Raw genomic sequence first — 23,836 nt, 5'->3', positions numbered from 1 at the left:
GCTGGGCGCCCCGTTCTGCGGTTTCGCTCAGCTCAGGCGATGTGCTCGTCTTCCAGGTCCGCCATATGGCGTTTCTGGAAGCGCAGCACCATCCGCTTGGCCTCCGCGTCCGGGAGCGGTTCGCCGAACGTGGCCTCCACGTCGTTGCTGAACTCCCGGGGTGTCGGATAGCCGCCGCCGCCGCTGATCGGCTGCTTGAAGACCTGGTACAGGTCCTCCTCCGTGGGATCGACGGGTGGGGTGCCGCCGCCCTCGCCCAGTTCCCGGGTACGGCCGGGGCTCACCGGGATCGGGAACGTGCCGGTGTCCTCCGGGGAGGGGGGTGGGTCCAGCGGGTCCAGCGGGGGTTCCTCGAACTGGGACGCCTGCTCCTCGTAGCGCTGCTGCTCCGCGTACCAGTCGGCGTACTGCTCGACCGGGTCGTAGGTGGGGTCGTAGGCGCCCTGGTAATCGACCTGTTGGGGGGCGTTGAACCAGGGGCTCTGGGGGTCAAGGGCTGGTTCGGGGCGCTGCTCGCTATGAGGTGCCGCTGCGCCCACCAGTGCCGCCCCAGCGGCACGATTGCCCGCCGCTACGTCAGTGTGAAGGCTGCCTGTGGCTGGGGTGGGGTGGAGGGTCGCGGGAGGGAGTTCCATGGCCGGTGGGGGCGGGGGGATCAGCGCCGGTTCTATGCCTGCCGCCGCCAGGCCCGCGGGGGCCGTGTCCGCCAGGGGGACGCCGTACTTCGCCAGGCGCAGGGGCATCAGGGATTCGACCGGGGCCTTGCGGCGCCAGGCGCGGCCGTAGCGGGAGCGCAGGCGGGCCCGGTACACCAGGCGCTCCTGCTCCAGCTTGATCACCTGGTCGTAGGAGCGCAGCTCCCAGAGCTTCATCCGGCGCCAGAGGAGGAACGTGGGGACCGGGGAGAGCAGCCAGCGGGTGAGGCGGACGCCCTCCATGTGCTTGTCGGCCGTGATGTCCGCGATCCGGCCGATCGCGTGCCGGGCCGCCTCGACGGAGACCACGAACAGGATGGGGATCACCCCGTGCATCCCCACGCCCAGCGGGTCCGGCCAGGCCGCCGCGCCGTTGAAGGCGATCGTCGCGATCGTCAGCAGCCAGGCCGTCTGACGCAGCAGGGGGAAGGGGATGCGGATCCAGGTGAGCAGGAGATCCAGTGCCAGCAGGACGCAGATACCCGCGTCGATCCCTATCGGGAAGACATAGCTGAAGTTCCCGAACCCCTTGTCCAGGGCCAGTTCACGGACCGCCGCGTAGGAACCCGCGAAACCGATCGCCGCGATGATCACGGCACCGAAGACGACCAGACCGATGAGAACGCGGTGCGTCCGTGTCAGCTGAAGTGGCGCGGCCACCCGTACTCCCCTCCCACTGCGTGTTGTTGCGCGTGCGCGTGCGCTTGCGCGCGGCCAACAGAGTGGCACATGTGAGCGAGGGACGGGGGGCCGGTCTCCGGTCCGTGACTACACCGACGTCAGCTCTTCGCCGCCGAGGAACCGGCGGACGGGGAGGAAGAGGACTTCTCGGAAGCGGAGCCGGAGCCGGAGCCGGATGCGGAGCCGGATGCGGAGTCCGACGGGGTCGAACCCTCCGCATTCGCCTTCGTCACCGACTCGACCGCCGCTTTCGCCGCCGCCTTCGCGTCCTTCATCAAGTCGTCCGCGTCCGGGGTCTTCTCGCCCGCCAGACCGGCGCCGTTGTAGTCGAGGGTCACCACCACGTTCTCGACCCGGGCGATCACCGTCTGCTGCTTGAAGTCGCCCTCGGACTTCTTCAGGTCGTAGCGCACCGCCGTCGCCGTCTGGCCGGTGCCCGACAGGGCCTCCGACTTCACGTTCTTGGCGCCGTCCACCGCCTTGGTGTCCGTGACCTGCTTCTCGTAGTACTCCTGGGCCAGTTCGTCACCCGCGCCGCGGGTGGCATCCGACTCGAAGCGCAGCAGCGACACATTCAGCCAGCGGAACTGGGAGCCGTCCACACCGTTGTTGTCCAGGCTGCTCCAGGAGCAGCTCGCCCGGGTCGTCGTGTCGCCCGACGAACCCTCCTTGCCCTTGGTGCCCTCCGGCACCAGATCCTCCAGCGTCTTCTTCGGCAGCACGGCGCACACCTCCGGCAACTGCCGGTACGCCGCCGCCTGCACGGTGGGGGAGGGGCTCGCGGACGCCGCCGCGCTCTCCGACGCCTTCTTCGCGTCGTCGCCGCCGCTGTCGCCGTCGCCGTCCGAGCCGGAGGAGCAGGCCGCCGCCAGCAGCATCACGGGAACGGCCGCCGCCCCGAGCAGCACCCTGCTCCTGCGCCGGGGGGCGTACTGGTCGGCTCGCTGTGCTCGTTGCTGCATGGGCTGCGTGGTTCCTTCACTCATGACGTACGTGCTTTCTGCCATCGGATCGGGGTCCGAGGGGCCACGGTACGCGGTGAAGAACCCGGGTGAGCCGGGTTCGCCCGCTTCACGGGCAAGGGTGTGGAACGAGTCACATGTCGTCAGCCGGACAGTGAATCCGCCAGTCGTGCGGCGAGATTCCGCGCCTTGTCCTGCATTTCCTTGCTGTCGGGGACCGTACCGACCGTGCCGGGTTGCTCCGCGTACTCGATCGTCACGATCACATTCGACGTGCGGAACGCCACAGTCACCGTGCGCTGCTGCGCCGTCGAACCCGACTCGCTGAGGGCGTCGTCGAGGAACGACTCGTCACCGAGACCGTCGAGCGTGCGCGGCTGGAGACCGGTGGGGGAGGAGGTGGCGGAGGGGGTGGGGGAGGAAGAGGAAGAAGAGGAGGGTGCGGAGGGGGATGTGGTGGTGGAAGGGGAGGGGGATGTGGGGGTCGAGGGGGGCGGGGACGGTTCCGGGAGGTCCGCGGCGTCGCGTCTGGCGGCGAACAACTGCTCCGCCTGGGTCGCGTCGCTCACCGCGGTGTCGTATGACACCACGCGCTCGAAATCGACCAGGAGATGGTCCGTCGCGGTGGCCGACTCGACCTTCCAGCGGCAGCCGACCTTGCGGTCCGTGTCGTAGGTGAGCGTCGCCTCGCCCTCGTACGCCCGCTCGCGCTGCGCCTCGTCCGGCATCTCCCGGACGCCCGGCAGCAGGGAGTCGAGGGTGTCCTCGCCGACCACGCCGCAGGGCTCGGGCAGGGTGCGGTAGCGGCCGGGCTCGGCGGCGGTGGTCGCCGTACCGGCCTCGCCGGGGTTGGAGTTGTCGGTCTCGCCGGTCTCGCCGGAGCCGCCGGTGCAGCCGGCCAGCAGGGCGGCGAGGAGGGCGGCGACGCCGGGTACGTACGCCTTCCGCTGCACGGTCAGGCTCCTCTCGACGGGGGTTTCGGCCCGGCGGACGCGGGGCCGGGACTCCAGTGTCCCCGCTGGTTAATCGCTTGCTGCGCGGGGGTGGTCACCGGGCACCATGTGTATCGCACGCCGAGCCGTGGACGCCGGTCCGTTGTCCCTTTCCTAGACCTTGGCGCCGGTTTTGCGATGTGCGTCTTCTTGATCCCTTTGTCATCCTGTCGGACGGATGTGTTGTATGTCGCCATGCAGGTGGAAGCAATGGCGGAGCTGGTGCAGTTCATCTGCGTGACGAGGTAGGTGCTGGGCGCGATCTGGTGGGCCGCGCCCAGCCCTGTGCTGTCAGTAGGGCAGAGCGACCACTCCGTTGAGCAGTTTCCAGCGACGGTTCTGGCAGGGGCTCGTGGAGTAGCCGAGTGTCGCAGCCGCATCGGCGATGGTGGGTGCCGCGAGGAGGACACGGTCCATGTCGGCAGTCCACTGGATGCGTGGCGGCCTGGGCTTGGTGCCCGGTGAACGGACCCAGGACGCCAAGGAGTCCGCGGCTGCCTGCTTCCGTTGCAGTGACAGGCAACCCGGGTAGTAGAGATCGGCCGCCAGCCGCTGGGCGTTCTCGGTCACGTACAGGATGTTGTATATGCCGTCGCGGTTGTTGCGCCTCAGGGTTCGGTGGGCCCCCGTGAGATCGAAGGCGTAGGAGGTCACGAACTCGCCGATCGCCGTGCTCTTCGTCGACAGCCCGATGAAGGGGAGGCCCGGCTTGGTGTGCCCAAGGGAGCCGTCCGCGTCGATGACGCCTCGCACATAGTCCCGGGTTGAGAACTCACCGCGGGGTGGGGCGACCTTCTCGGACTTGCGGCCGTAGGGCAGCCCCAGTTCGTTGATCTTCGTCCGCGCTTCCAGGGAGCACAGGCTCCACGTGGCCGAGCGGTGGCACTCGGCGAAGTTCGTGGACCGGGTTCGCTCGGTGACGCTGCTGTAGTACGGCGTCAGCTTCTGGAACTGGCGCAGCAGGTCGATGTCCCGGGCGTTGACCTCGGCGGTCAGCTTGCCCTTCTGTCCTGGCCCGCGTTGCAGATGCCCGTCCGCCTGCAAGAACCCGAACATGTACGCGTACTCGGGGACTGTCAGGTCCATGAACCTCAGGGGATTAGGCTCGCAGTCAGCCATGCGGAAGTGGTTCCTTCCTTGCTGGTCAGGCCCTCGGTCGGGTTGCCGCCCGGCCGGGGGCCGTCTTTTGTTGGGGTGGCGCGAGCCTAGATCGCCGGTTCGGCGGTCGTTCGGGTGATCGGAGATCCTCACCCGTTCGGGCTACTCGGGCTTCTCCCGGTGCAGCTTCGTGTTCGATGCCTGGGCCCTCGGGCGGACCACCAGGAGGTCGATGTTGACGTGGCTGGGGCGGGTGATCGCCCAGGTGATGGTGTCGGCGACGTCGTCGGCGGTGAGGGGGGCCGGGACTCCCTCGTAGACCTTGGCCGCGCGGGTCTCGTCGCCGGCGAAGCGGGTCAGGGCGAACTCGTCCGTCTTCACCAGGCCGGGTGCGATCTCGATCACCCGGACCGGGCGGCCGACGATCTCCAGGCGGAGGGTCTCGGCGAGGACGTGGGCGCCGTGCTTGGCGGCGGCATAGCCCGCGCCGCCCTCGTAGGTGGCCAGCGCCGCGGTCGAGGAGACGACGACCACCGTGCCGTCGCCGCTCGCCTCCAGCCTGGGGAGGAGGGCCTGGGTGAGGTGGAGGGTGCCGAGGACGTTCGTCTCGTACATCCGGCGCCAGTCCTCGGGGTCGCCGCTCTCCACCGGGTCCAGGCCCAGCGCGCCGCCCGCGTTGTTCACCAGGACGGCGATCGACTGGAAGGCGGTCGCGAACTCGTCCACCGCGGCCCGGTCGGTGACATCCAGGGGGTACGAGGTGGCCTGGCCGCCCGATGCCCTGATCTCCTCCGCCAGCGCGTCGATGCGGTCCTTGCGGCGGGCGGTCAGGACGACGCGGTAGCCGGCCGCCGCGAGCTGCCGGGCCGTGGCCGCGCCGATGCCGCTGCTCGCGCCGGTGACGATCGCGATGCGGGAGGGGGGCATGGGGGGTCTCCTAGGGGTGGGAGGGGATGGGAGGGGATGTCAGGGGGTGTCAGGGGGGGTGAGCTGCGGGGGCAGCTTTGCATGGGGGTGGGGGGCGGGTCGGGGTGGGATCACCTGTTGGACGGCGAGTGGTGGGGTGGGGTTTGGGGGATATGTGGGGGGATGTGAGTTTTTGGAGTGGTCGTGGACGGCTACAGATAGTGGCGGGTGGTTCTCGTGGGTTCTCGTTGTCCGGTCGGCTGGAAGCTTGTGCTGGGTGGGTGGGTGCTCGCGGTGGGGGTGCTCGTGCCGGGGGCCGCCGGTACCGGGGTCGCCGCCGATGCCGGGGTCGCCGTCGATGCCGGGCAGCCCGAGGCCGATCTCGCCTATCACGGGGACGCGCTGATGAGCGCGGGGCGGGTGGATCTGCGGTTCGTGCCGCGCAATCACGGGCCCGCCGAGGTGTCCGACGCGACCGTACGGCTGCGGTGGTCGGCGGCGCTGGCGGACCGGCAGGAGCTGCCGGTGGGGTGTGCCCGGTCGGGGGAGCGGGTGGTGCTGTGCCGTACCGGCGCGCTCACCGCCGGTGAGGTGGGGCGGCCGGTGGAGCTGCGGGTACGGCTGCGGGAGGCGCCGACCGAGGTGCTGGTGGAGTTCGACACGGTGTGGGGCGGCGGGGCCGTCGACCGCAATCGGGAGAACGACCGCCAGCGGGTGCTGGTCCTCGACACCGGGGATACCTATTACTTCTGATTAATCATGATTACTCCTGATTCACCTGCTTTTGGTTGCTTCTGATTCGCGTCGGCCGCCGGTCTGTTCCGTCAGGTGGGAATAGCGGCGGGAGGCCCTTCGTTCTCCGGGTATAGTTGAAGCGTAAACAACCTGGAGGGTGAGCGGCCATGCAGTTCGGGATCTTCAGCGTCGGGGATGTCACTCCGGACCCGACGACGGGACGGACGCCGACCGAGCGCGAGCGGATCAAGGCCATGGTCGCCATCGCGCTCAAGGCCGAGGAAGTGGGCCTGGACGTGTTCGCCATGGGTGAGCACCACAACCCGCCGTTCGTGCCGTCCTCGCCGACGACCATGCTCGGCCACATCGCCGCCCGCACCGAGCGGCTGATCCTGTCGACGTCCACGACGCTGATCACCACCAATGACCCGGTGAAGATCGCCGAGGACTACGCGATGCTCCAGCACCTGGCCGACGGGCGGGTGGATCTGATGATGGGGCGCGGGAACACCGGGCCGGTCTATCCCTGGTTCGGGCAGGACATCCGCGAGGGCATCAATCTCGCCGTCGAGAACTACGCGCTGCTGCGCCGGCTGTGGCGCGAGGACGTCGTCGACTGGGAGGGCAAGTTCCGTACGCCGTTGCAGGGGTTCACCTCCACGCCCCGGCCGCTGGACGGTGTGCCGCCGTTCGTCTGGCACGGGTCGATCCGGTCGCCGGAGATCGCCGAGCAGGCCGCCTACTACGGTGACGGCTTCTTCCACAACAACATCTTCTGGCCGGCCGACCACACCCGGCGGATGGTCGAGCTGTACCGGCGCCGGTACGCGCACTACGGGCACGGCACGCCGGAGCAGGCGATCGTCGGGCTCGGCGGGCAGGTGTTCATGCGGAAGAACGCGCAGGACGCGGTGCGTGAGTTCCGGCCCTACTTCGACAACGCGCCGGTCTACGGGCACGGGCCCTCGCTGGAGGACTTCACCGAGCAGACCCCGCTGACCGTGGGCAGCCCGCAGCAGGTGATCGAGAAGACCCTGGGCTTCCGCGAGTACGCCGGGGACTACCAGCGCCAGCTGTTCCTGCTGGACCACGCCGGGCTGCCGCTGAAGACCGTCCTGGAGCAGCTCGATCTGCTCGGCGAGGAGGTCGTGCCGGTGCTGCGCAAGGAGTTCGCCATCGGGCGGTCCGCGGAGGCTCCCGAGGCCCCGACGCACTCTTCGCTGCTGGCCGCCCAGGTCGCTGACAAGGCCGCTGACAAGGACAAGGACAAGGAGGTGAGTGGCGTATGAAGCTGGTCGTCGTCTCGGCGGGGCTGAGTGTGCCCTCGTCCACCCGGCTGCTGGCCGACCGGCTCGCCGCCGCCACCGGGCGGGCCGCGCACGGCGGGGCCGAGGTGCGGGTGGTGGAGCTGCGTGAGCTGGCCGTGGAGATCGCGCACAACTTCACCAGCGGTTTCCCCGGGCCCCGGCTGGCCGACGCGCTGGACGCGGTCACCGGCGCGGACGGGCTGATCGTGGTCACCCCGGTGTTCACGGCCTCGTACAGCGGGCTGTTCAAGTCGTTCTTCGATGTGCTGGACAAGGACGCGCTGGACGGCAAGCCGGTGCTGATCGCCGCGACCGGGGGCACCGCCCGCCACTCCCTGGTGCTGGATCACGCGCTGCGCCCGCTCTTCTCCTATCTGCGGGCCGCCGTCGTGCCGACCGGGGTCTACGCGGCCTCGGAGGACTGGGGCGCGGAGGGGCTGGAGGAGCGGATCGAGCGGGGTGCGGGCGAGCTGGCGGCGCTGATGAGTGCGCAGATGGGGGCGCAGCTGGGGGCGAAGGGTGCGGCTGTTGGCGGCGCAGGGTCGGTGTCCGTCGTCGGGCCCCGGGTCGTTGCCGGGCGGTCGCCGGAGCGGAGCCCGGCCGCGTTGAGTGACGCGGCGTTCGAGGCGGTGGTGCCGTTCGAGCAGCGGCTCGCCGCGCTCCGGCAGGGCTGAGGGGCGGGGTGAGAGGCCAGTAAGAAGGCACCACCGGGGGCGCAGGACACCATGTGCGCCCCCGGGGTTTTGCCACACTGGGTCCGTGGCCCCGACTCTGCTGCTCGCCGAAGACGATCGCGCGATCCGGCACGCCCTGGAGCGTGCCCTCACTCTGGAGGGCTACCGGGTGACCGCGGTCGCCGACGGGGTCGAAGCGCTGGCCAGCGCCCACCGCACCCCGCCGGACATCCTCGTCCTCGATGTGATGATGCCCGGCATCGACGGCCTCCAGGTCTGCCGGGTGCTGCGCGCCGAGGGCGACCGCACCCCCATCCTGATGCTGACCGCGCTGGTGGAGACCCAGGACCGGATCGCGGGCCTGGACGCGGGCGCGGACGACTACGTCGTCAAGCCGTTCGACGTCGAGGAGGTCTTCGCCCGCCTTCGTGCGCTGCTGCGCCGCACCGGGGACGGGGACGGTCCCCCAGCGGCGGGCAAGGGGGACCCTGCTGCCCCCGCCATCCCCGCCCTCGATCGGGCGCCCGCCCCCGACCCGGTCCCCGAGCCCTCCCCCGTCGTCGCCCGTCAGCTCGTCGCGGCCGGGCTGCGGATGGACCCCGAGGCCCGCCGGGTCTGGCGCGGCGGGCGGGAGCTGGAGCTGACCCGCACCGAGTTCGAGCTGCTGGAGCTGCTGCTGCGCAACGAGGGGATCGTCCTCGACCACTCCACCATCTACGACCGCATCTGGGGCTACGACTTCGGTCCCGGCTCCAAGAACCTCGCCGTCTATGTCGGCTATCTCCGCCGCAAGCTGGACGAGCCCGGCGCCCCGCAGCTGATCCACACGGTCCGCGGGGTGGGTTATGTGCTGCGGGAGGACTGAGTGGGCCTCGGCCGCACCGGGCGGCTGACCCGGCTGCTCTCCCTGCGGACCACGCTCGCCGTGTCGTTCGCGCTGGTCGCGGCGGCCGTCACGGTCCTGGTCGGCATCCTCTCCTACAACTCCGCCGCCAAGCTGCTGCGGGTGGACAAGGAGTCGATCTTCAACGAGGTGGTCCAGGACCTCCAGGGCGAGATCCGCGATCGGCGGATGTCCCCACGGGACTTCTCCTCCTCCGCGCCCGGCCACGACCTGGTCCGCCCGGCCCGTACCGATGTGCAGGTGCTGGGCGCGGACGGCCGGGTCGTCGACAAGGGCAACCCCGGGCTGCCGGTGACCGACAGCGACCGGAAGATCGCGGCGGCGGCCCGTGCCGGTCAGCTCGTCGTGCACAAGGACATCGACGTCGGGGACGACGTCTACCGGATCGCCACCGTCGCGCTGGGCGACGGGCGGGGCGCGGTGCAGGTGGCGCAGGAGTTCAGCGACACCGAGGATCTGCTGCGGACCCTCCAGCAGCGCATCCTGCTGCTGATGGCGGCGGTGGTGGCCGGTGCCGGGCTGTTCGGCTGGTGGCTGGCCCGGCGGATCACCCGGCGGCTGGTGGTGCTCACCTCGGCCGCTGAGGCGGTGGCCCGCACCCGGCGGCTCGGTATCGACGTCCCCGTCGCCGGGAGCGACGAGGTGGGGCGGCTGGGCCGGGCCTTCGACCGGATGCTGGGCCGCCTCGCCCAGTCCGAGGAGGACCAGCGGCGGCTGGTCCAGGACGCCGGGCACGAACTGCGCACCCCGCTCACCTCGCTGCGGACCAACATCTCCCTGCTGCGCCGGATGGACGAGCTGCCCCCGGCGACCCGGGAGGAACTGGTCGCCGACCTCGGCGACGAGGCGCGGGAGCTGACCGATCTGGTGAACGAGCTGGTGGACCTGGCCGCCGGGCAGTCCGACACCGAGCCCCCGCGCCGCGTCGACCTCGCCGGCCTCGCGGAGGAGGTGGCCGGTGCCGCCCGCCGCCGTACCGGGCGCCGGATCGTGCTGCGGGCCGCCGGGGACACCTCGACCGTGGGGCGTCCGCAGTTGCTGACCCGGGCGCTGACCAATCTGGTGGAGAACGCGGCCAAGTTCGACCGGGGCGGCAGCGAGCCGATCGAGATCGTCGTCGCCGGTCCGGCCCGGCCGGGGATGGTCCGGGTGGAGGTGCTGGACCGGGGGCCGGGGGTCGCGGACGCCGATCTGGTCCGCGTCTTCGACCGGTTCTTCCGGGCCGCCGACGCACGGGCGCTGCCGGGGTCGGGGCTCGGGCTGTCCATCGTCCGCGAGGTGGCGCTGGCCCATGGCGGCGCCCCGTTCGCCCACCGGAGGAAGGGCGGGGGGTCGGTGGTCGGGTTCACGGTGGGCGGGGGCGGCGAGGGGGAGGAGGGGGACGAGGACGGGGAGGCTTGGGGGGCTGGTTGAGGGGGGTTCGGCGTTCCTGAAGGGGGCTCCGGCCGTGCGTCTCGAAGGGGGCTCCCGTCTCGCGTTTCGAAGGGGGCTACGGTCGTGGCTCCCGTGCCCGGTAGCCCGATGCCGCCTCCCGCCCCATCGCCGCCGTGACCGTGACGTACAGCGGTGTGCCCGTCGCGAAGGCGGTGGCGATGTCCGTGCCCAGCGGGGCGTCCGGCAGCGGGATCTCCTCCCGGGTCTCGCCCGTGGTCTCCACCAGCAGGGAGAGCCGGCCGCCGGTGATGTCCCGCAGCAGATACTGGGTGCGGGTGACGACGGGGACCGCCACGTCCGCGGCCACGGGGCAACGGGCCTCCAGGGGCGCCCGGGTGAAGACGTCGACGCCGGTGAGGCGGACGGTCTCCCGGTCGACCGAGACCGTGACGATCCGGGCGGGGCGGCCGTGCAGCAGGGCGTGGCCCCCGGGGCGCAGACCGGCTGCCGGGGCCGCGTAGGCCCACTCGCGCGGGGACGACCGCAGGGATGCCGTCGTTGTCGTCGGGGGAACGTCCAGCTCGCTCATCGTGCGCCTCTCGACCAGGTCGACCGTCGGACAACCGGCGGGGCGGACGGCTCGTTCCGGCCCGGCGCCCCGTGCCGCCTGGCCAACGAGCGGGGGCCCGGGGAGGCTACGACGCCGTCCGCCGCGCGGCGCCTTCCGGCCACACCACCTCGACCGGCAGTCCGGCCTCGCGCGCCACCCGTACGGCGTCCGCGGTGCCGCCGCCGGTGCCGGGCGCGGTACGGCCGTCCCAGACGGCGAACAGCCGGTCGGCGCGGGCGAGCATGGCGCGGTTGGCGTCGGCGTAGGCCGCGGGGCCGGCCTCCGGGTGCGGGAGGACGAGGAGTTCACCGGCCGCCGCCGCGAGCCGGTCGAAGGTCCCGGCGTGGCCGGGACCGACCACCCGCTCCCGGTAGTCGCGCGAGGGCACGATCGCGACCAGTCGCCCCCCGAGGTCCAGTACCGCGTCGGCGAAGAGCGAGTCCGCGCCCATGGCCAGGCAGGACACCCCGGTCAGCCCGCCGTCCGCGAAGGGGGCGAGGGCGGTGCGCAGGGCGTCCCGGACGAGCGGGACGCTCGCCTCGGTGAGATGGATGTGCCCGGTGATCGCGATCGTGGTGGTGGTCATGATCCCGCCCTCTCCCGCCGAGGCTCCCGCCCCTGTCCCGGCAGAGGCGTTCCGGCAGAGGCTAGCGGTCCGGTCCTGCGGACGGCCGGGCTCCGGTGGTTGTCTCTCGGGGTTGGGCTCCAGGCAGTTGTCTCTCGGGGCCGGGCTCCGGGCGGTTGTTTCTCGGGGTCGGGCTCCGGGTGGTTGTCTCTCGGGTCGGTCCTCGTGGTCGGTCTAGACCTTTTTCCGGTGGAGGGGATTCCGCAACCGCCCCAGTGGGCAGACGTGTTGTGGATCACGTGCGTGGAATCGAGCGCCGGAAGGGTGCCGTCCGTATTCAGGACCGTACTCGGGACCGTACTGGGTCCGCTCCGGCGGCAGGAGCTCGGAGCGGATGCTCGGACGCAGCCGCCCGGACGCGGATGCGAGGATGAGGCGCCATGACCGCAGGGTGGTGTTCGCGCACGATACGGGCCGCGTTGTTCGCGGCCGTCTGTGTGCTGCTCGCCGCCCTGGGGCACGTGATGATGTCCGGCAGCCGGGTCCCGGGCTGGACCCTCGCCGCCGCACTGGCCGCGACCGGCGCCGCCGGCTGGTGCCTGGCCGGACGGGAGCGCGGACCCGGGCTCGTGGTGACCGTCGCCGTCCTCACCCAGACCTTGCTGCACTCCGGCTTCTCCCTGGCGCAGTCCGCCACGGGAGCGGGCGGAGCGGGCGGAGTCGGCGGAGCCGGTGCGGGCACCGCCCCCGTCATGGGTCACGCCACCATGGGGTCGGCTTCGATGGGGTCCGCTTCGATGGGGTCGATGGATCACATGGAGCACCTCGGGCACGCCGCCGTCGAGGGCTCCTCCTCCCTCGGCATGTATGCCGCGCACCTGCTCGCCGCCCTGCTCAGCGGGTTGTGGCTGGCCTTCGGGGAGCGGGCGGCCTTCCGCATCCTGCGGACCGTCGCCGGACGGCTCGCCGCACCGCTGCGGCTGCTGTTCGGGCCGGTGCCGCTCACGGACGCGCCGCCGTCCGCTCCGGCCCGGCGCCGCGACACCGGTGACGCCGCGTGCTCGCTGCTGCTCGTCCACGCGATCACCTCCAGGGGACCGCCCGTGGGGACCGCTGTCGTCTGACGACAGCCGGTTCGCCCGGGGCCGCCGTCCGCGCCGCCCCGGGTCACCGCCGTGGGCCCGATCCGGCCCCACGGCTCCCCCGCCTGTTCACCGCAGCACCGGACCGCCCGCGCCCACGCGCCCGGGGCGGCCCGGCGCCCGGTCCACCCCGAAGGAACGACTGGTGATCACCTCCGCCCCGCCCGTCCGGGAAAGAACCGCGCAGATGGACCTCGACGACGTCACGACCGCTCTCGCGCTCGCTGCCCGCGGCGGTGACGCGCTCGCCGTCGAACGGTTCGTCCGCGCGCTGCACCGCGATGTGCTGCGCTACGTCGCCCATCTGTGCGCCGATCCGCAGGCCGTCGACGATCTCGCCCAGGACACCTTTCTGCGCGCGCTCGGCAGTCTGCACCGGTTCGAGGGACGCTCCTCGGCCCGAGCCTGGCTGCTCTCCATCGCCCGGCGGGCCGTGATCGACAGCTACCGGTACGCCGCCGCCCGGCCCCGGCCGTCGGACACCGCCGACTGGCAGCTCGCCGTGGAACTCGCCCAGCCGCGCGGGCTGCCCGGCTTCGACGACGGGGTCGCGCTGCTCGACCTGGTGGCCGCGCTGCCGGCCGAGCGCCGGGAGGCGTTCGTCCTCACCCAGCTCCTCGGACTGCCCTACGCGGAGGCCGCCGAGGTCAGTGACTGCCCGGTCGGCACGGTCCGGTCCCGGGTGGCCCGCGCCCGCGCCACCCTGACGGCCCAGCTGGACCAGGCGGCGTGAGGGCCTGAGGGGAGGGGCGACCCCGTCCCTCCCCTCCCCCCTCTCCTCCCTTCCACGGCTTTGCCAGTTCTTTACAACCCGTTCCGTTTCCGGCTCGTCTCTCCGCTCGATCCGTCCGCACCCCACCGGACGGTCCGAAGAACCTGACGAAAGAGAGCGAAGAGCCCGATGCGCCGAACCCTTCTCACCGCCGCGGCACTGCTGTGCACCGCCGTCTTCGTGGGCACCGCCCCCGCCTTCGCCACCGACCCGACCCCCACCCCCACCCCGAGCGTCTCGGTCCCGCCGCGCGACGCCCCGTCCCCCGAGCCCAGCCCCAGCCGTCCCGGCGAGGCCGCCACCCCCACCGTGGCGCCCACCGAACCCGGCAGCGCCACCCCCACCGAGGCGCCCGGCGGCCAGGTCAGCGTCGTGCCCAGCGGCGCCCCCGACACCGGTGTGCCGGCCGGGGACGGTCCGGGCTCCCGGGCATGACCTCGGCGCTGCTGTCCCGGCGGGCGTTCGCGCTCGCGGCCACCGCCACCACGGCCACGCTGCTCACCGGGTGCGGTGGCGGTGGGGACGGCGAGGGCGGCGGGGACGCCGGGGCCGACAAGGCGGCGGGCGACGGTGCCGGTTCGGCGAACCCGGAGGGCGCCGCCGACGCCCCGGCCCCCGTCCGGCTGACCATCCCGGCGATCGCGGTCGACACCCCGGTCATCCGGCTCGGGCTGGATCCCGACGGAACCGTGGAGGAACCGCCGGTCACCGAGCACGACCGGGCCGGCTGGTACGAGCACTCCCCGGTGCCGGGCCGCCTCGGGCCCTCCGTCATCCTCGGCCATGTCACGGTCGGCGAGTTCGGCGACGGTGTCTTCCGCGAACTCGGCCGGCTGCGCCGCGGCGACGGCATCCGCGCCCGGCTCGGCGACGGCACCGAGGCCGAGTTCACCGTCACCTCCCTGCGCACGGTCCGCAAGGCCGACTTCCCGACGGACGAGGTGTACGGCGATGTGGACCGGCCCGAGCTGCGGCTGATCACCTGCGGCGGGCCCCGTACCGGCGACGACGAGTACCGGGACAACGTGATCGTCTTCGCGGAGCTGAGCGGGGACACCTGACACCGGCCGGGGCGGGACCGGCGCCGACGGCGGGAACGCCCGGCGCCGGTCCCGCCTCTTGACCGGTGAAGACCCCGGCACACCCCCCACCACCTTGGAGAACGTTGAAACGGTCCCGTGAGAGCGCGGCGTCCGAGCTGTTCGCCGTCCTCTATCCGCGTCTGGCCGGTTGGTGCCGCCGTCTGGTGGACGACGACGAGACGGCGCACGAGATCGCGTCGGAGGCGTTCACCCGGCTGTGGGCCCGCTGGACCAAGGTCGAGGAGCCCCGCGGCTTTGTCTATGTCACCGCCGCGAACCTGGTCCGGGACCACTGGCGCAAGCTGGAGCGGGAGCGCCGGGCCGTGCGCCGGGCCGGTCATGAGGTGGCGGTCCGGCCGCACGCCGAGCCGGCCGACCCCTCCGTACGGCTGCTGGTGCAGTCGCTGCCGGAGCGACTGCGGGTGCCGATCCTGCTGCACTACTACGCTGACATGCCGATCCGGGAGGTGTCCGCGCTGACCGGGCGCAAGGAAGGGACCGTCAAGGCCGATCTGCACGCGGCCCGCGAACTGCTCCGCGTCCATCTGAGGAGAAGCCTTGACCACACGCTTTGACCCGGACCCCGGGCCGGACCCCGAGCCCGGCGGCCACGGCGGCGCCGGCCACCTCGGTGACCTGGGCGGTCCGGGTGGTCCGGACGGTCGTGACGATCCGCTCGCCGTGATCCTGCGACCCGCCCCCGGGGACCGGCTCGCCGTGCCGCCCGGCCGTTACGAGAGCGTCCGGCGGGCCGCCGCCCGGCGCCGGCTGCTGCGCACCGCGGTCGGCGCCGGGCTGGCCTGTGCCGCCGCCGCGCTGATCGCGCTGCCCGTCGTCCAGCACACGGCCCCCGACAGTCCCCGGCAGCCGACGGTGCCGCTGGCTCCGCCCGGTCCCTCGCCCAGCGCCTCCGTACCGGAACCGGCGCCCACGCCCTCCGTCTCCGATCCCCCCGGCCCCTCGGACCCCTCGGACCCCTCGGACCCCTCGGACCCCTCGGACCCCTCGGACCGTTCCGGTGTGACCCCCACCCCGGCCTCCTTCACGCCCTCCGTGCCCGCCGACGCGGACTCGGTGCTCCCGGCGGGCACGCCGGTCCCGACCCCGACGCAGAACCGGACCTCGGGCCTGCCGACCCCGACACCCACCGCCCCGGAGCCCGGCTGACCCCCGCTCACGCCGGATACGCGTGGGTCTGGGCCGCCTTCACCGACGCCCACACCTCGACCCCGGGCCGCAGATCCAGCTCCGCCGCCGCGACCGTCGTCAGATCGGCGAGGACCGACAGCTCGCCGGTCAGCGCCGCCCGGAACTGGTTGCCGTGGGTCTCCATCCCGGCCACCGTGCAGTGCCAGAGGTTGCGGGCGCTGGCGCCGGTCGGGCGGTCGCGGTGGAGGGTGACGGCGGTCGGCGGGAACGCCACGAAGACCGGGCCGGTCAGCTCCTCCGTGGTGGTGATCCCGGGCCCGTCGCCGTCGTCGAGCCGGACGGTGTGGCCCTCGGCACTCCCCCGGTAGAGGTTGAGGCCGACCAGATGCGCGATGTAGTCGGTGCGCGGGCGGCGGGCGATGTCGCCGGGGGCGCCCTGCTGGACGATCCCGCCGTCCTCGATGACCACCAACTGGTCGGCGAGGACCATCGCGTCCAGCGGATCGTGGGTGACCAGGACGGCGACCGCCTCGAAGTCGGCGAGATGGCCGCGGAGCTGGGCGCGGACATCGAGCCGGGTCCGGGCGTCCAGCGCGGCCAGCGGCTCGTCCAGCAGCAGCAGCCGGGGACGGGTGGCCAGGGCGCGGGCCAGCGCGACCCGCTGGGCCTGCCCGCCGGACAGCTTGCGCGGCTTCTTGCCCGCGTGGTCGGCGAGATCCATCCGGGCCAGCCACTCGGCGGCCTGGGCGCGGGCCTCGGCCTTGCCGGTGCCGTGGCAGCGCGGGCCGAACGCCACATTGTCCAGCGCGGTGAGATGCGGGAAGAGCAGGTAGTCCTGGAAGACCACGCCGACCGGGCGGGCCTCCGGCGGCGTACGGTCCAGCGCCCGGCCGTCCAGTCGGAGATGGCCGTCGCTGAGCGGGACCAGCCCGGCGAGGGCGCGCAGGGCGGTGGTCTTGCCGGCGCCGTTCGGGCCGAGCAGGGCGACCACGTCCCCCGGGCGGGCGGTCAGGGTCACATCGAGGCGGAAGGTGCCGCGCTCGACGATCAGCCGGGCGTCCAGCCCCTGGTCGGGAGGGGTGGGGTGGTCGGTCATGACGGGGCCATCCAGCGGTCGCGCAGTCCGGCCAGGACCGCGATGGACACGGCGAGCAGCACCAGACTGAGGGCGATGGCCGCCTCCGGGTCGTTCTGGAGGGCGAGATAGACGGCCAGCGGCATGGTCTGGGTACGGCCCGGGAAGTTCCCGGCGAAGGTGATGGTGGCGCCGAACTCGCCCAGCGCCCGCGCCCAGGCCAGCACCGCCCCGGCGGCGACACCGGGGGCGATCAGCGGCAGGGTGACCCGGCGGAACGCGGTGAAGCGGGAGGCGCCCAGGGTGGTGGCGGCCTCCTCGTAGCGCCGGTCGGCGGCGCGCAGGGTGCCCTCCACGCTGATCACCAGGAACGGCATCGCCACGAACGCCTCCGCGATCACCACGCCGGTGGTGGTGAACGGGAGGGTCAGCCCGAACCAGTCGTCCAGCCAGCGGCCCACCACGCCGTTGCGTCCCAGCGCCATCAGCAGGGCGACACCGCCGACGACCGGCGGCAGCACCAGCGGCAGGGTCACCAGGGCCCGGACCAGGCCCCGGCCGGGGAACTCGACCCGGGCCAGCAGCCAGGCCAGCGGCACCCCGAACACCAGGCACACCAGCGTCGCCAGGGTCGCGCAGATCAGCGAGAGCTGGAGCGCCTGCCACACCTCGGTACTGCTGAGCAGCTCCGGCATATTGCCCCAGGGGGCGCGGATCACCAGCGCGAGCAGCGGCAGCACGAGGAAGACCAGGGAGACCAGGGCGGGCAGGAGCAGGGCGAGGGGGACACCGCCGCCGAGCGGGCGGGGCCGCCGCGCGGTCCGTCTGGCTCCGGTCCCTTTGGCTCCGGTCTTCTTGGCTCCGCTCCCTCCGGCTCCGCTCCCTCCGGCTCCGCTCCCTCCGGCTCCGCTCCCTCCGGCGCCGGTCCCTTCGGCTCCGGTCCCTTCGGCTCCGGTCTTTTCGGCTCCGCTCCCTTTGGTCCGTCCCATCCGCCGGACGCGGCGGCGCCGCGGGCCCCCGGTGAGGGTGTCCGCGGCGCCGGTCGTGCCCGGTGGGCCGGGCGATTCGGGGCTGTCGTCCGTCACGGCTGGAGGAACCCGGCCTCGGTGAGCACCTGCTGACCCTCGGCGGACCGCACCAGCTCGATGAACGCCTCGGCGGCGGAGGCGTTGGGGGCCTCCCGGAGCAGGGTGATCGGGTAGTCGTTGATGGCCTCGGACGCCTCGGGGAACTCCACGCCCTCCACGTCGTCACCCGCGGCCAGGACATCGGTCTGGTAGACGACCGCCGCGTCCGCCTCCTGGAGCACCACGCTGTTCAGCGCCGACCGGACGTCCTCGGCGTAGGAGGCGGGAGTCAGCTCCAGACCGGCCTCGTCCAGCGCGGTCTGGGCGGCGGCCCCGCAGGGCACGGCCTCGTCGCAGAGCACGACCGTGAGGTCGGGGTTGGTGAGGTCCTCCAGCGAGTCGATGTTCTCCGGGTTGCCCGGCAGGGTGGCGATCTCCAGCTGGTTGCGGGCGAAGGTGGCGGGGGTGCCCTCGGCGTCCCCGGCGTCCGTGACGATCTGCATCGTCCTGGGGCTGGCCGAGGCGAACACATCGGCCGGGGCGCCCCCGGTGATGCTCGCCGCGAGGGCGTCGCTGCCGCCGAAGCTGAACGTCACCGTGGTGCCCGGGTTGGCCTGCTCGAACTGCTCGCCCAGCGCCTCGAAACTGTCCTGGAGCGAGGCCGCCGCGAACACCGTGACCTCGCCCGAGAGCTCCGGCGCGGCGGAGGCGGAGCCGGAGCCTGACGGTGACGCGGAGGAGTCCGAGGCCGACGACGAGTCGTCGGAGCTGCACCCGGTCAATATCAGCAGGGCGGCGGCGGTGCCTGCGCCGGCCGACTGCAAGGTCCACCGGCTCCGGCGCGCGGTACGGGTCATCACGGGTCCACTCCCTCTGGTCCTGCGCACACACAGGACACATCAGCAGGTCTACGACCTGACGTACGGCCTGATCTCGGGCTGATCTCAGGGCTGATCTCAGGGCCTGCGGAGCCTTGAGGGCCCCTGGTTCCCTGCCTGGTTCCTTGCCTGGTTCCTTGCCTGTTTCCCTGCTCGGTTCCCTGCCTGGTGAGCGGCCTGCCCTAAGACCGCTCGACGACCACATTGGTCGACTTGATCACCGCTACCGCCGGGACGCCCGGCTCCAGCGACAGCTCCTCCGCCGACTCACGGCTGACCATCGCCACCACCCGGAACGGTCCGGCCTGGATCTCCACCTGTGCCGACACATCCCCGAGGATCACCTCGGTGACGATGCCGGACAGCCGGTTGCGGGCCGAGGAGCCGGTCGGCTCCCGTTCCGCCTGCCGGGAGGCGCGCGCATAGGCGGCGAGCGCCGGCCCCGGGATGATCCGATGGCCCAACTCATCGCGTTCGGCGATGAGTTTGCCGCCGTCCACCAGCCGCCGCACGGTGTCCACGCTGACGCCCAGCAGGGCGGCGGCCGTCCCGATCCGGTAGGTGTGCATGTGCCGATGATACTGCCGCACTTGCGAGGGAAAAGTCTTCTGTCACATCGCATGAGCCTGATCACTTTGCGATATGCCTCGCATGTGCGTTTGTACGGGCGGGCGGTTCGGGTACCGTCAACCGGGAGGTGATAGCCCGTGAGTCAGTCCCTCGCAGCCACCGGTCCGGCCGTCCGCCCGCTCGCCGAACTCGCGCTCACCGGCGATCTGGGCCGCCCGGCCCGGCTGACCGTGCCCGATCTGCTCGGCTGGCCCCAGCACCGCGCCGAGGTCGCCTTCGAGTGCGCCACCAGCGGCATCCAGCGCCACCGCTTCACCGGCCCGCTACTGCACGAGGTGCTCAGTGACGCCCTCCCCGCCTTCGACCCCGCCCGCCGCAAGGACCGGCTGCGCTTCCTGATCGCGGTGCGCGGCGCCGACGGCCATCACGCGCTGCTCACCTGGGCCGAGATCGACCCCGACTTCGCCCGCGCCCCTGTCCTGCTCGGCGTCACCCTCGACGGCCACGCCCTGGACCGGGCCGGGCCCCAGCTGGTGCTGCCCCAGGACCGCTGCGGCGCCCGGCACATCAGCGGTATCGACACCGTCCATGTCGACGGCGGCTACCTCGCGGGGAACGGCACCTGGTGAACCCCGCCCCGCCCCCGGACGCCCTGCTCCTCGAACACGCCCCGCACCCCGCGCCCCACCCCGCCACCGAGGCCCTGGAACACGCCGGGCTACGGGTCCGGGTCTGCCGGGTATGGGCGGGGGAGGGCGTACCCGGCGCGCTGGAGGGTGTGGTGGCGGTGGTACTGACGGACGGGACGGACGGGACGTACGGCGACGGCGGTCGTGAACTTCCGGGCGGATCGGCCGAGTTGACCCTGCTGCGGGCCGCGCTCACCGCCGAGGTGCCGGTGCTCGGCGTCGGCCTGGGCGCCCGGCTGCTGGACCGTGCGGCGCCGGGCGGGACCGGGGCGGGGTTGAGGGAGGGATTGAGGGAGGGTACGACCGGGTCGGGCGAGGCCGGTGACGTCCGGGTCTGGCCGCCCCTGCCCGCGGGCCCCGGTGCCCCCGCTCCCCTCCTCGCCCGGTTCGCCGACCATGCCGCCCGGCGTTCCGCCCTCACCGCCACCCGGGCCTTCTTCACCCCGCGCGCCGCCGACTGGGAGGCCCGGTTCGCCGCCGACGGGCCCCGTTACGCGGCGGCGGTCGCCCGGATGGGCCTGCGCGGCGGGCAGCGGGCGCTGGACGTCGGCTGCGGCAGCGGCCGTGCGCTGCCCGCGCTGCGTGCCGAGGTCGGCCCGGCGGGCGCGGTCCTCGGCGTCGACCTCACCCCGGCGATGCTCACCGCGACCGCCCGCGAGGGCCGGGGCGCACTGGCCCGGCTGCTGCTGGCCGACGCCTGCCGGCTGCCGCTGGCGCCGGGCGCGGTGGACGGTGTCTTCAGCGCCGGGCTGATCAACCACGTACCCGACCCGGCCGCCGCGCTCGCCGAGTGGGCCCGGGTCACCCGGCCCGGCGGGGTGCTGCTGCTGTTCCACCCCTCCGGCCGCGCCGAGCGCGCCGCCCGCCACGGCCGCGCCCTGGACTCCGCCGACCCCTTGGCGCGGGGCAACCTGCACCCGACGCTGGAGGCCACGGGGTGGCGTCCCGCCCACTACGAGGACGCTCCGCAGCACTTCTTGAGCCGGGCTGTGCGTGTGGGGTGAGCGGCCGGGCCGGGTTCTTGGGCCGGGCCAGATCCCGGGCCGGGCCAGGTCTCGGGCGGGCCAGGTCCCGGGCCGGGTGGCCGTCCGCAGTGGGTGTCCGCAGTGGGTGACCGACCCGGCCCGCACAGCGCGTGAGCCGCGTCCGCCTGCGGCGAGCGACCGAGCCGCACCACCCCCCCGGCCGGGCCGCCCGCCCGCAGCCAGTGATCGACCCGCACCACCCCTAGGCCGGGCCGCCGCCCGCAGCCAGCGACCGATCCGCACCACCGCCAGATCCGGCCGCCCGCCTGCGGCCGGTGACCGACCCGCACCACCCCCAAAGCCGGGCCACCGCCCGCAGCCAGCAACCGACCCGCCCCACCCCTGAGCCCGCAGTCAACGACCGACCCGCCCCACCCCCTGAGCCCGAAGCCAGTGACCGACCGACCCCCAACACCCCCAAGCCACCCACCCGCCCGAAGCCAGTGACCGACCCGCCCCCGAGCCGACAGCCCGCCCGCCGTCGGTGACCGCCCCCCAAACCGACCGACCGCCCGCCGTCGGTCACCGCCCCGACCCCAGGAGCGTTCGCGTGCTGCGTCAGTTGGAGTACCTCGTCGCGCTCGCCAGGGAGCGGCACTTCGCCCGTGCCGCAGCCGCCTGCTATGTCTCCCAGCCCTCCCTCTCCGCCGCGATCCGCCGCCTCGAACACGAACTCGGCGTGCCCCTGGTGCGCCGCGGCAGCCGGCGCTACGAGGGGCTCACCCCGGAGGGCGACGTGGTTCTCGCCTGGGCGCACAAGATGCTGGCCGAGCAGGACGCCCTGCGTCAGGAGCTGTCGGCGCTGCGCGGCGGGCTGACCGGCACCCTGCGCCTGGGTGTCGTCCCGACCGCGCTGCCCGTCGCCTCCCTCCTCACCACCCCGTTCTGCGACCGGCATCCGCGCGCCGGGGTCACCCTGGAGTCGCTGTCGTCGGCACAGATCCGGCACGGCCTCGCGGAGTTCGAACTCGACGCGGCGATGACCTACCTGGACGACGACACCCTGCGCCGGGTCCGCAGCCTCCCCCTCTACGAGGAGCGGTACATGCTGCTGACCCCGGTCGACGGTCCGCTCGGCGCGGTGGACTCCGCGCGCTGGGCGCAGGCCGCCGCGCTGCCGCTGTGCCTGCTGTCCCCGAGGATGCGCAACCGCCGGATCATCGACGAGTGTTTCGCCGCCGACGGGGCCGTCGCCGCGCCCGCCATCGAGTCCGACAGCGTCGCCGGGCTCTACGCCCATCTGCCGGGCGGGCGCTGGTCGAGCGTGGTCTCGCACGCCTGGCTGCATCTGTTCGGGGTGCCGGACGGCATGCGGGTCGTACCGCTCCAGGGCCCCGCGCACGGACCCCGGGTCGGCCTGGTCGTCGCCCGCAGCGAACCCGAGTCGGTGCTGGCGCGGGCCCTGCTGACGGTGGCCCGCGAGGCGGGCGTAAGGGACGCGCTGGACGCCCGGCTGCACACCTATCTGCGGCCCGCCGCACCCCGGGGCCGTTCATAGCCATCCGCTATCCCCGCATAGCAACGTTCGCTTTGACCAGGGCGAACGCCCCCGGGGATCGTGGAACCACCGTCCCGCGCGGCCACTTCCGGCACAACCCCGGCCACCGCGACGGAAGCAACGGAAGTTACGGCAGCAACGGCAGCAACGGAAGCAACGTCAGCAACGGAAGCTGAGGAGCCGCGACCATGGCCAAGGTGCTCTGCGTCCTGTACGACGACCCCACCGACGGATACCCCACCACTTACGCCCGGGACGACCTCCCGCCCATCGACCACTACCCCGGCGGCCAGACCACCCCCACCCCCGAGGCGATCGACTTCACCCCCGGCCAGTTGCTCGGCAGTGTCTCCGGGGAACTGGGGCTGCGCGGCTTCCTGGAGAAGGCCGGGCACACCCTCGTCGTCACCTCGGACAAGGAGGGCGCCGGTTCCGTCTTCGACCGGGAGCTGGCCGACGCCGACATCGTGATCTCGCAGCCGTTCTGGCCGGCGTATCTCACCGCCGAGCGGATCGCCGCCGCGAAGAATCTGAAGCTGGCGGTCACCGCGGGCATCGGCTCGGACCATGTCGACCTGGACGCGGCCATCGCGCACGGGGTGACCGTGGCGGAGGTGACGTACTGCAACAGCATCAGCGTCGCCGAGCATGTGGTGATGATGACGCTGTCCCTGGTCCGCAACTACCTCCCCTCCCACCGGGTGGTGCTGGACGGCGGCTGGAACATCGCCGACTGCGTGGCCCGCTCCTACGACCTGGAGGGGATGCACGTCGGCACGGTCGCCGCCGGGCGGATCGGGCTCGCGGTACTGCGCCGCCTCGCCCCCTTCGACGTCAAGCTGCACTACACCGACCGGCACCGGCTGCCCGGGGAGGTGGAGCGCGAGCTGGGGCTCACCTGGCACGAGAGCACCGCCGACATGGCCCCGCACTGCGATGTCATCACCATCAACGCCCCCCTGCACCCGGAGACCGAGGGCCTGTTCGGCGACGAACTGCTCGGCACGATGAAGCGGGGCGCGTATCTGATCAACACCGCGCGCGGACTGATCGTGGACCGGGACGCGGTGGTCCGGGCGCTGGAGTCCGGGCAGCTCGCCGGGTACGCCGGTGATGTCTGGTACCCGCAGCCGGCCCCCGCCGACCACCCCTGGCGGTCCATGCCGCACCACGGCATGACCCCGCACATCTCCGGCTCCTCCCTCTCCGCGCAGACCCGCTACGCGGCCGGCACCCGGGAGATCCTGGAGTCCTTCTTCGCGGGCCGCCCGATCCGCGACGAGTATCTGATCGTCGACGGCGGCGCGCTCGCCGGGACGGGCGCGCACTCGTACTCGGTCACGAAGTAGGACGCGGGGGGCCACCCCGGGGGGTGGGGGCGGGGCC

The 23,836-nt window shown here is 72.9% G+C and carries 25 protein-coding genes and 1 pseudogene; 15 read left to right on the top strand and 11 right to left on the bottom strand.

What is annotated here, in order from left to right; all coding sequences use genetic code 11:
* Positions 1-32: 32 nt before the first annotated feature.
* The 5 genes from ABZX40_RS35450 to ABZX40_RS35430 form a co-directional block, all read right to left on the bottom strand.
* Positions 33-1,355, bottom strand: coding sequence for a DUF2637 domain-containing protein (locus ABZX40_RS35450; RefSeq protein WP_355747379.1), 1,323 nt, complete (start codon positions 1,353-1,355; stop codon positions 33-35).
* 119 nt (positions 1,356-1,474) lie between these two features.
* Positions 1,475-2,338, bottom strand: coding sequence for a DUF3558 family protein (locus tag ABZX40_RS35445; protein WP_355747376.1), 864 nt, complete (start codon positions 2,336-2,338; stop codon positions 1,475-1,477).
* Between the two features lie 143 nt (positions 2,339-2,481).
* On the bottom strand, positions 2,482-3,291 hold the full coding sequence (locus ABZX40_RS35440; protein ID WP_355747373.1) for a DUF3558 domain-containing protein: 810 nt from the start codon (positions 3,289-3,291) through the stop codon (positions 2,482-2,484).
* Positions 3,292-3,621: 330 nt separating this feature from the next.
* Positions 3,622-4,416, bottom strand: a complete 795-nt coding sequence (locus tag ABZX40_RS35435; RefSeq protein ID WP_355747370.1) for a hypothetical protein — start codon at positions 4,414-4,416, stop codon at positions 3,622-3,624.
* A gap of 174 nt (positions 4,417-4,590) precedes the next feature.
* Positions 4,591-5,355, bottom strand: a complete 765-nt coding sequence (locus ABZX40_RS35430) for an SDR family oxidoreductase (protein WP_355747368.1) — start codon at positions 5,353-5,355, stop codon at positions 4,591-4,593.
* Positions 5,356-5,571: 216 nt separating this feature from the next.
* Between ABZX40_RS35430 and ABZX40_RS35425 the strand changes: the two genes are divergently transcribed.
* The 5 genes from ABZX40_RS35425 (at position 5,572) to ABZX40_RS35405 (ending at position 10,367) form a co-directional block, all read left to right on the top strand.
* Complete coding sequence (locus ABZX40_RS35425; protein ID WP_355747366.1) at positions 5,572-6,087, top strand: hypothetical protein; 516 nt, start codon at positions 5,572-5,574, stop codon at positions 6,085-6,087.
* Positions 6,088-6,236: 149 nt separating this feature from the next.
* Positions 6,237-7,358 carry an LLM class flavin-dependent oxidoreductase gene (locus ABZX40_RS35420; RefSeq protein WP_355747363.1) on the top strand — a complete coding sequence of 374 codons (1,122 nt, stop codon included), beginning with the start codon at positions 6,237-6,239 and terminating at the stop codon, positions 7,356-7,358.
* The gene (locus ABZX40_RS35415; protein WP_355747360.1) at positions 7,355-8,050 is read left to right on the top strand and encodes an FMN reductase; all 696 of its coding nucleotides are present in this window, start codon (positions 7,355-7,357) and stop codon (positions 8,048-8,050) included. The genes ABZX40_RS35420 and ABZX40_RS35415 overlap by 4 nt, the downstream gene beginning before the upstream one ends.
* Before the next feature lie 85 nt (positions 8,051-8,135).
* A complete protein-coding gene (locus ABZX40_RS35410) occupies positions 8,136-8,915 on the top strand; it encodes a response regulator transcription factor (RefSeq protein ID WP_355747358.1) in 780 nt (259 codons plus the stop codon).
* The gene (locus ABZX40_RS35405; RefSeq protein WP_355747355.1) at positions 8,916-10,367 is read left to right on the top strand and encodes a HAMP domain-containing sensor histidine kinase; all 1,452 of its coding nucleotides are present in this window, start codon (positions 8,916-8,918) and stop codon (positions 10,365-10,367) included.
* Positions 10,368-10,443: 76 nt separating this feature from the next.
* Here ABZX40_RS35405 and ABZX40_RS35400 read toward each other — a convergent pair whose 3' ends face one another.
* A complete protein-coding gene (locus ABZX40_RS35400; protein ID WP_355747352.1) occupies positions 10,444-10,917 on the bottom strand; it encodes a hypothetical protein in 474 nt (157 codons plus the stop codon).
* Positions 10,918-11,023: 106 nt separating this feature from the next.
* Positions 11,024-11,524 (bottom strand): hypothetical protein, encoded by a 501-nt coding sequence (locus ABZX40_RS35395; RefSeq protein ID WP_355747350.1) that lies wholly within the window; start codon positions 11,522-11,524, stop codon positions 11,024-11,026.
* 419 nt (positions 11,525-11,943) lie between these two features.
* Between ABZX40_RS35395 and ABZX40_RS35390 the strand changes: the two genes are divergently transcribed.
* The 6 genes and pseudogenes from ABZX40_RS35390 (at position 11,944) to ABZX40_RS35365 (ending at position 15,666) form a co-directional block, all read left to right on the top strand.
* Complete coding sequence (locus ABZX40_RS35390) at positions 11,944-12,627, top strand: hypothetical protein (protein WP_355747347.1); 684 nt, start codon at positions 11,944-11,946, stop codon at positions 12,625-12,627.
* 205 nt (positions 12,628-12,832) lie between these two features.
* Complete coding sequence (locus ABZX40_RS35385; protein ID WP_355747451.1) at positions 12,833-13,378, top strand: sigma-70 family RNA polymerase sigma factor; 546 nt, start codon at positions 12,833-12,835, stop codon at positions 13,376-13,378.
* A gap of 168 nt (positions 13,379-13,546) precedes the next feature.
* Positions 13,547-13,819: pseudogene (locus ABZX40_RS35380) on the top strand (sortase-dependent protein); the annotation flags it as partial.
* A 29-nt stretch (positions 13,820-13,848) separates the two neighbouring features.
* Positions 13,849-14,478, top strand: coding sequence for a class F sortase (locus ABZX40_RS35375; RefSeq protein ID WP_355747344.1), 630 nt, complete (start codon positions 13,849-13,851; stop codon positions 14,476-14,478).
* 104 nt (positions 14,479-14,582) lie between these two features.
* Positions 14,583-15,074, top strand: coding sequence for an RNA polymerase sigma factor (locus tag ABZX40_RS35370; protein WP_355747341.1), 492 nt, complete (start codon positions 14,583-14,585; stop codon positions 15,072-15,074).
* Entirely contained in the window at positions 15,058-15,666 is a 609-nt protein-coding gene (locus ABZX40_RS35365; RefSeq protein WP_355747338.1) for a hypothetical protein, read from the top strand. The genes ABZX40_RS35370 and ABZX40_RS35365 overlap by 17 nt, the downstream gene beginning before the upstream one ends.
* Before the next feature lie 7 nt (positions 15,667-15,673).
* Here ABZX40_RS35365 and ABZX40_RS35360 read toward each other — a convergent pair whose 3' ends face one another.
* The 4 genes from ABZX40_RS35360 to ABZX40_RS35345 form a co-directional block, all read right to left on the bottom strand.
* Entirely contained in the window at positions 15,674-16,744 is a 1,071-nt protein-coding gene (locus tag ABZX40_RS35360; RefSeq protein WP_355747335.1) for an ABC transporter ATP-binding protein, read from the bottom strand.
* Positions 16,741-17,499, bottom strand: coding sequence for a molybdate ABC transporter permease subunit (modB, locus tag ABZX40_RS35355; RefSeq protein ID WP_355747448.1), 759 nt, complete (start codon positions 17,497-17,499; stop codon positions 16,741-16,743). Before modB ends, ABZX40_RS35360 begins: the two co-directional genes overlap by 4 nt.
* A gap of 305 nt (positions 17,500-17,804) precedes the next feature.
* A complete protein-coding gene (gene modA / locus ABZX40_RS35350) occupies positions 17,805-18,647 on the bottom strand; it encodes a molybdate ABC transporter substrate-binding protein (protein ID WP_355747332.1) in 843 nt (280 codons plus the stop codon).
* A 203-nt stretch (positions 18,648-18,850) separates the two neighbouring features.
* Positions 18,851-19,237 (bottom strand): TOBE domain-containing protein, encoded by a 387-nt coding sequence (locus ABZX40_RS35345; protein WP_355747330.1) that lies wholly within the window; start codon positions 19,235-19,237, stop codon positions 18,851-18,853.
* Positions 19,238-19,375: 138 nt separating this feature from the next.
* Here ABZX40_RS35345 and ABZX40_RS35340 point away from each other — a divergent pair, with 138 nt between their 5' ends.
* The 4 genes from ABZX40_RS35340 (at position 19,376) to ABZX40_RS35325 (ending at position 23,799) form a co-directional block, all read left to right on the top strand.
* Entirely contained in the window at positions 19,376-19,867 is a 492-nt protein-coding gene (locus ABZX40_RS35340) for a hypothetical protein (protein WP_355747327.1), read from the top strand.
* Positions 19,864-20,931 (top strand): class I SAM-dependent methyltransferase, encoded by a 1,068-nt coding sequence (locus ABZX40_RS35335; RefSeq protein ID WP_355747324.1) that lies wholly within the window; start codon positions 19,864-19,866, stop codon positions 20,929-20,931. Before ABZX40_RS35340 ends, ABZX40_RS35335 begins: the two co-directional genes overlap by 4 nt.
* A gap of 571 nt (positions 20,932-21,502) precedes the next feature.
* Positions 21,503-22,450: a LysR family transcriptional regulator gene (locus ABZX40_RS35330; RefSeq protein ID WP_355747322.1), complete on the top strand. Its 948-nt coding sequence runs from the start codon at positions 21,503-21,505 to the stop codon at positions 22,448-22,450.
* Between the two features lie 188 nt (positions 22,451-22,638).
* Entirely contained in the window at positions 22,639-23,799 is a 1,161-nt protein-coding gene (locus tag ABZX40_RS35325; RefSeq protein ID WP_355747319.1) for an NAD-dependent formate dehydrogenase, read from the top strand.
* The last annotated feature ends 37 nt before the right edge of the window (positions 23,800-23,836 follow it).

Source organism: Streptomyces sp. NPDC004610 (genome assembly GCF_040609715.1).
In the GTDB taxonomy this organism is placed as follows: Bacteria; Actinomycetota; Actinomycetes; order Streptomycetales; family Streptomycetaceae; genus Streptomyces.
This window is presented reverse-complemented; position numbering and strand designations above follow the sequence as displayed.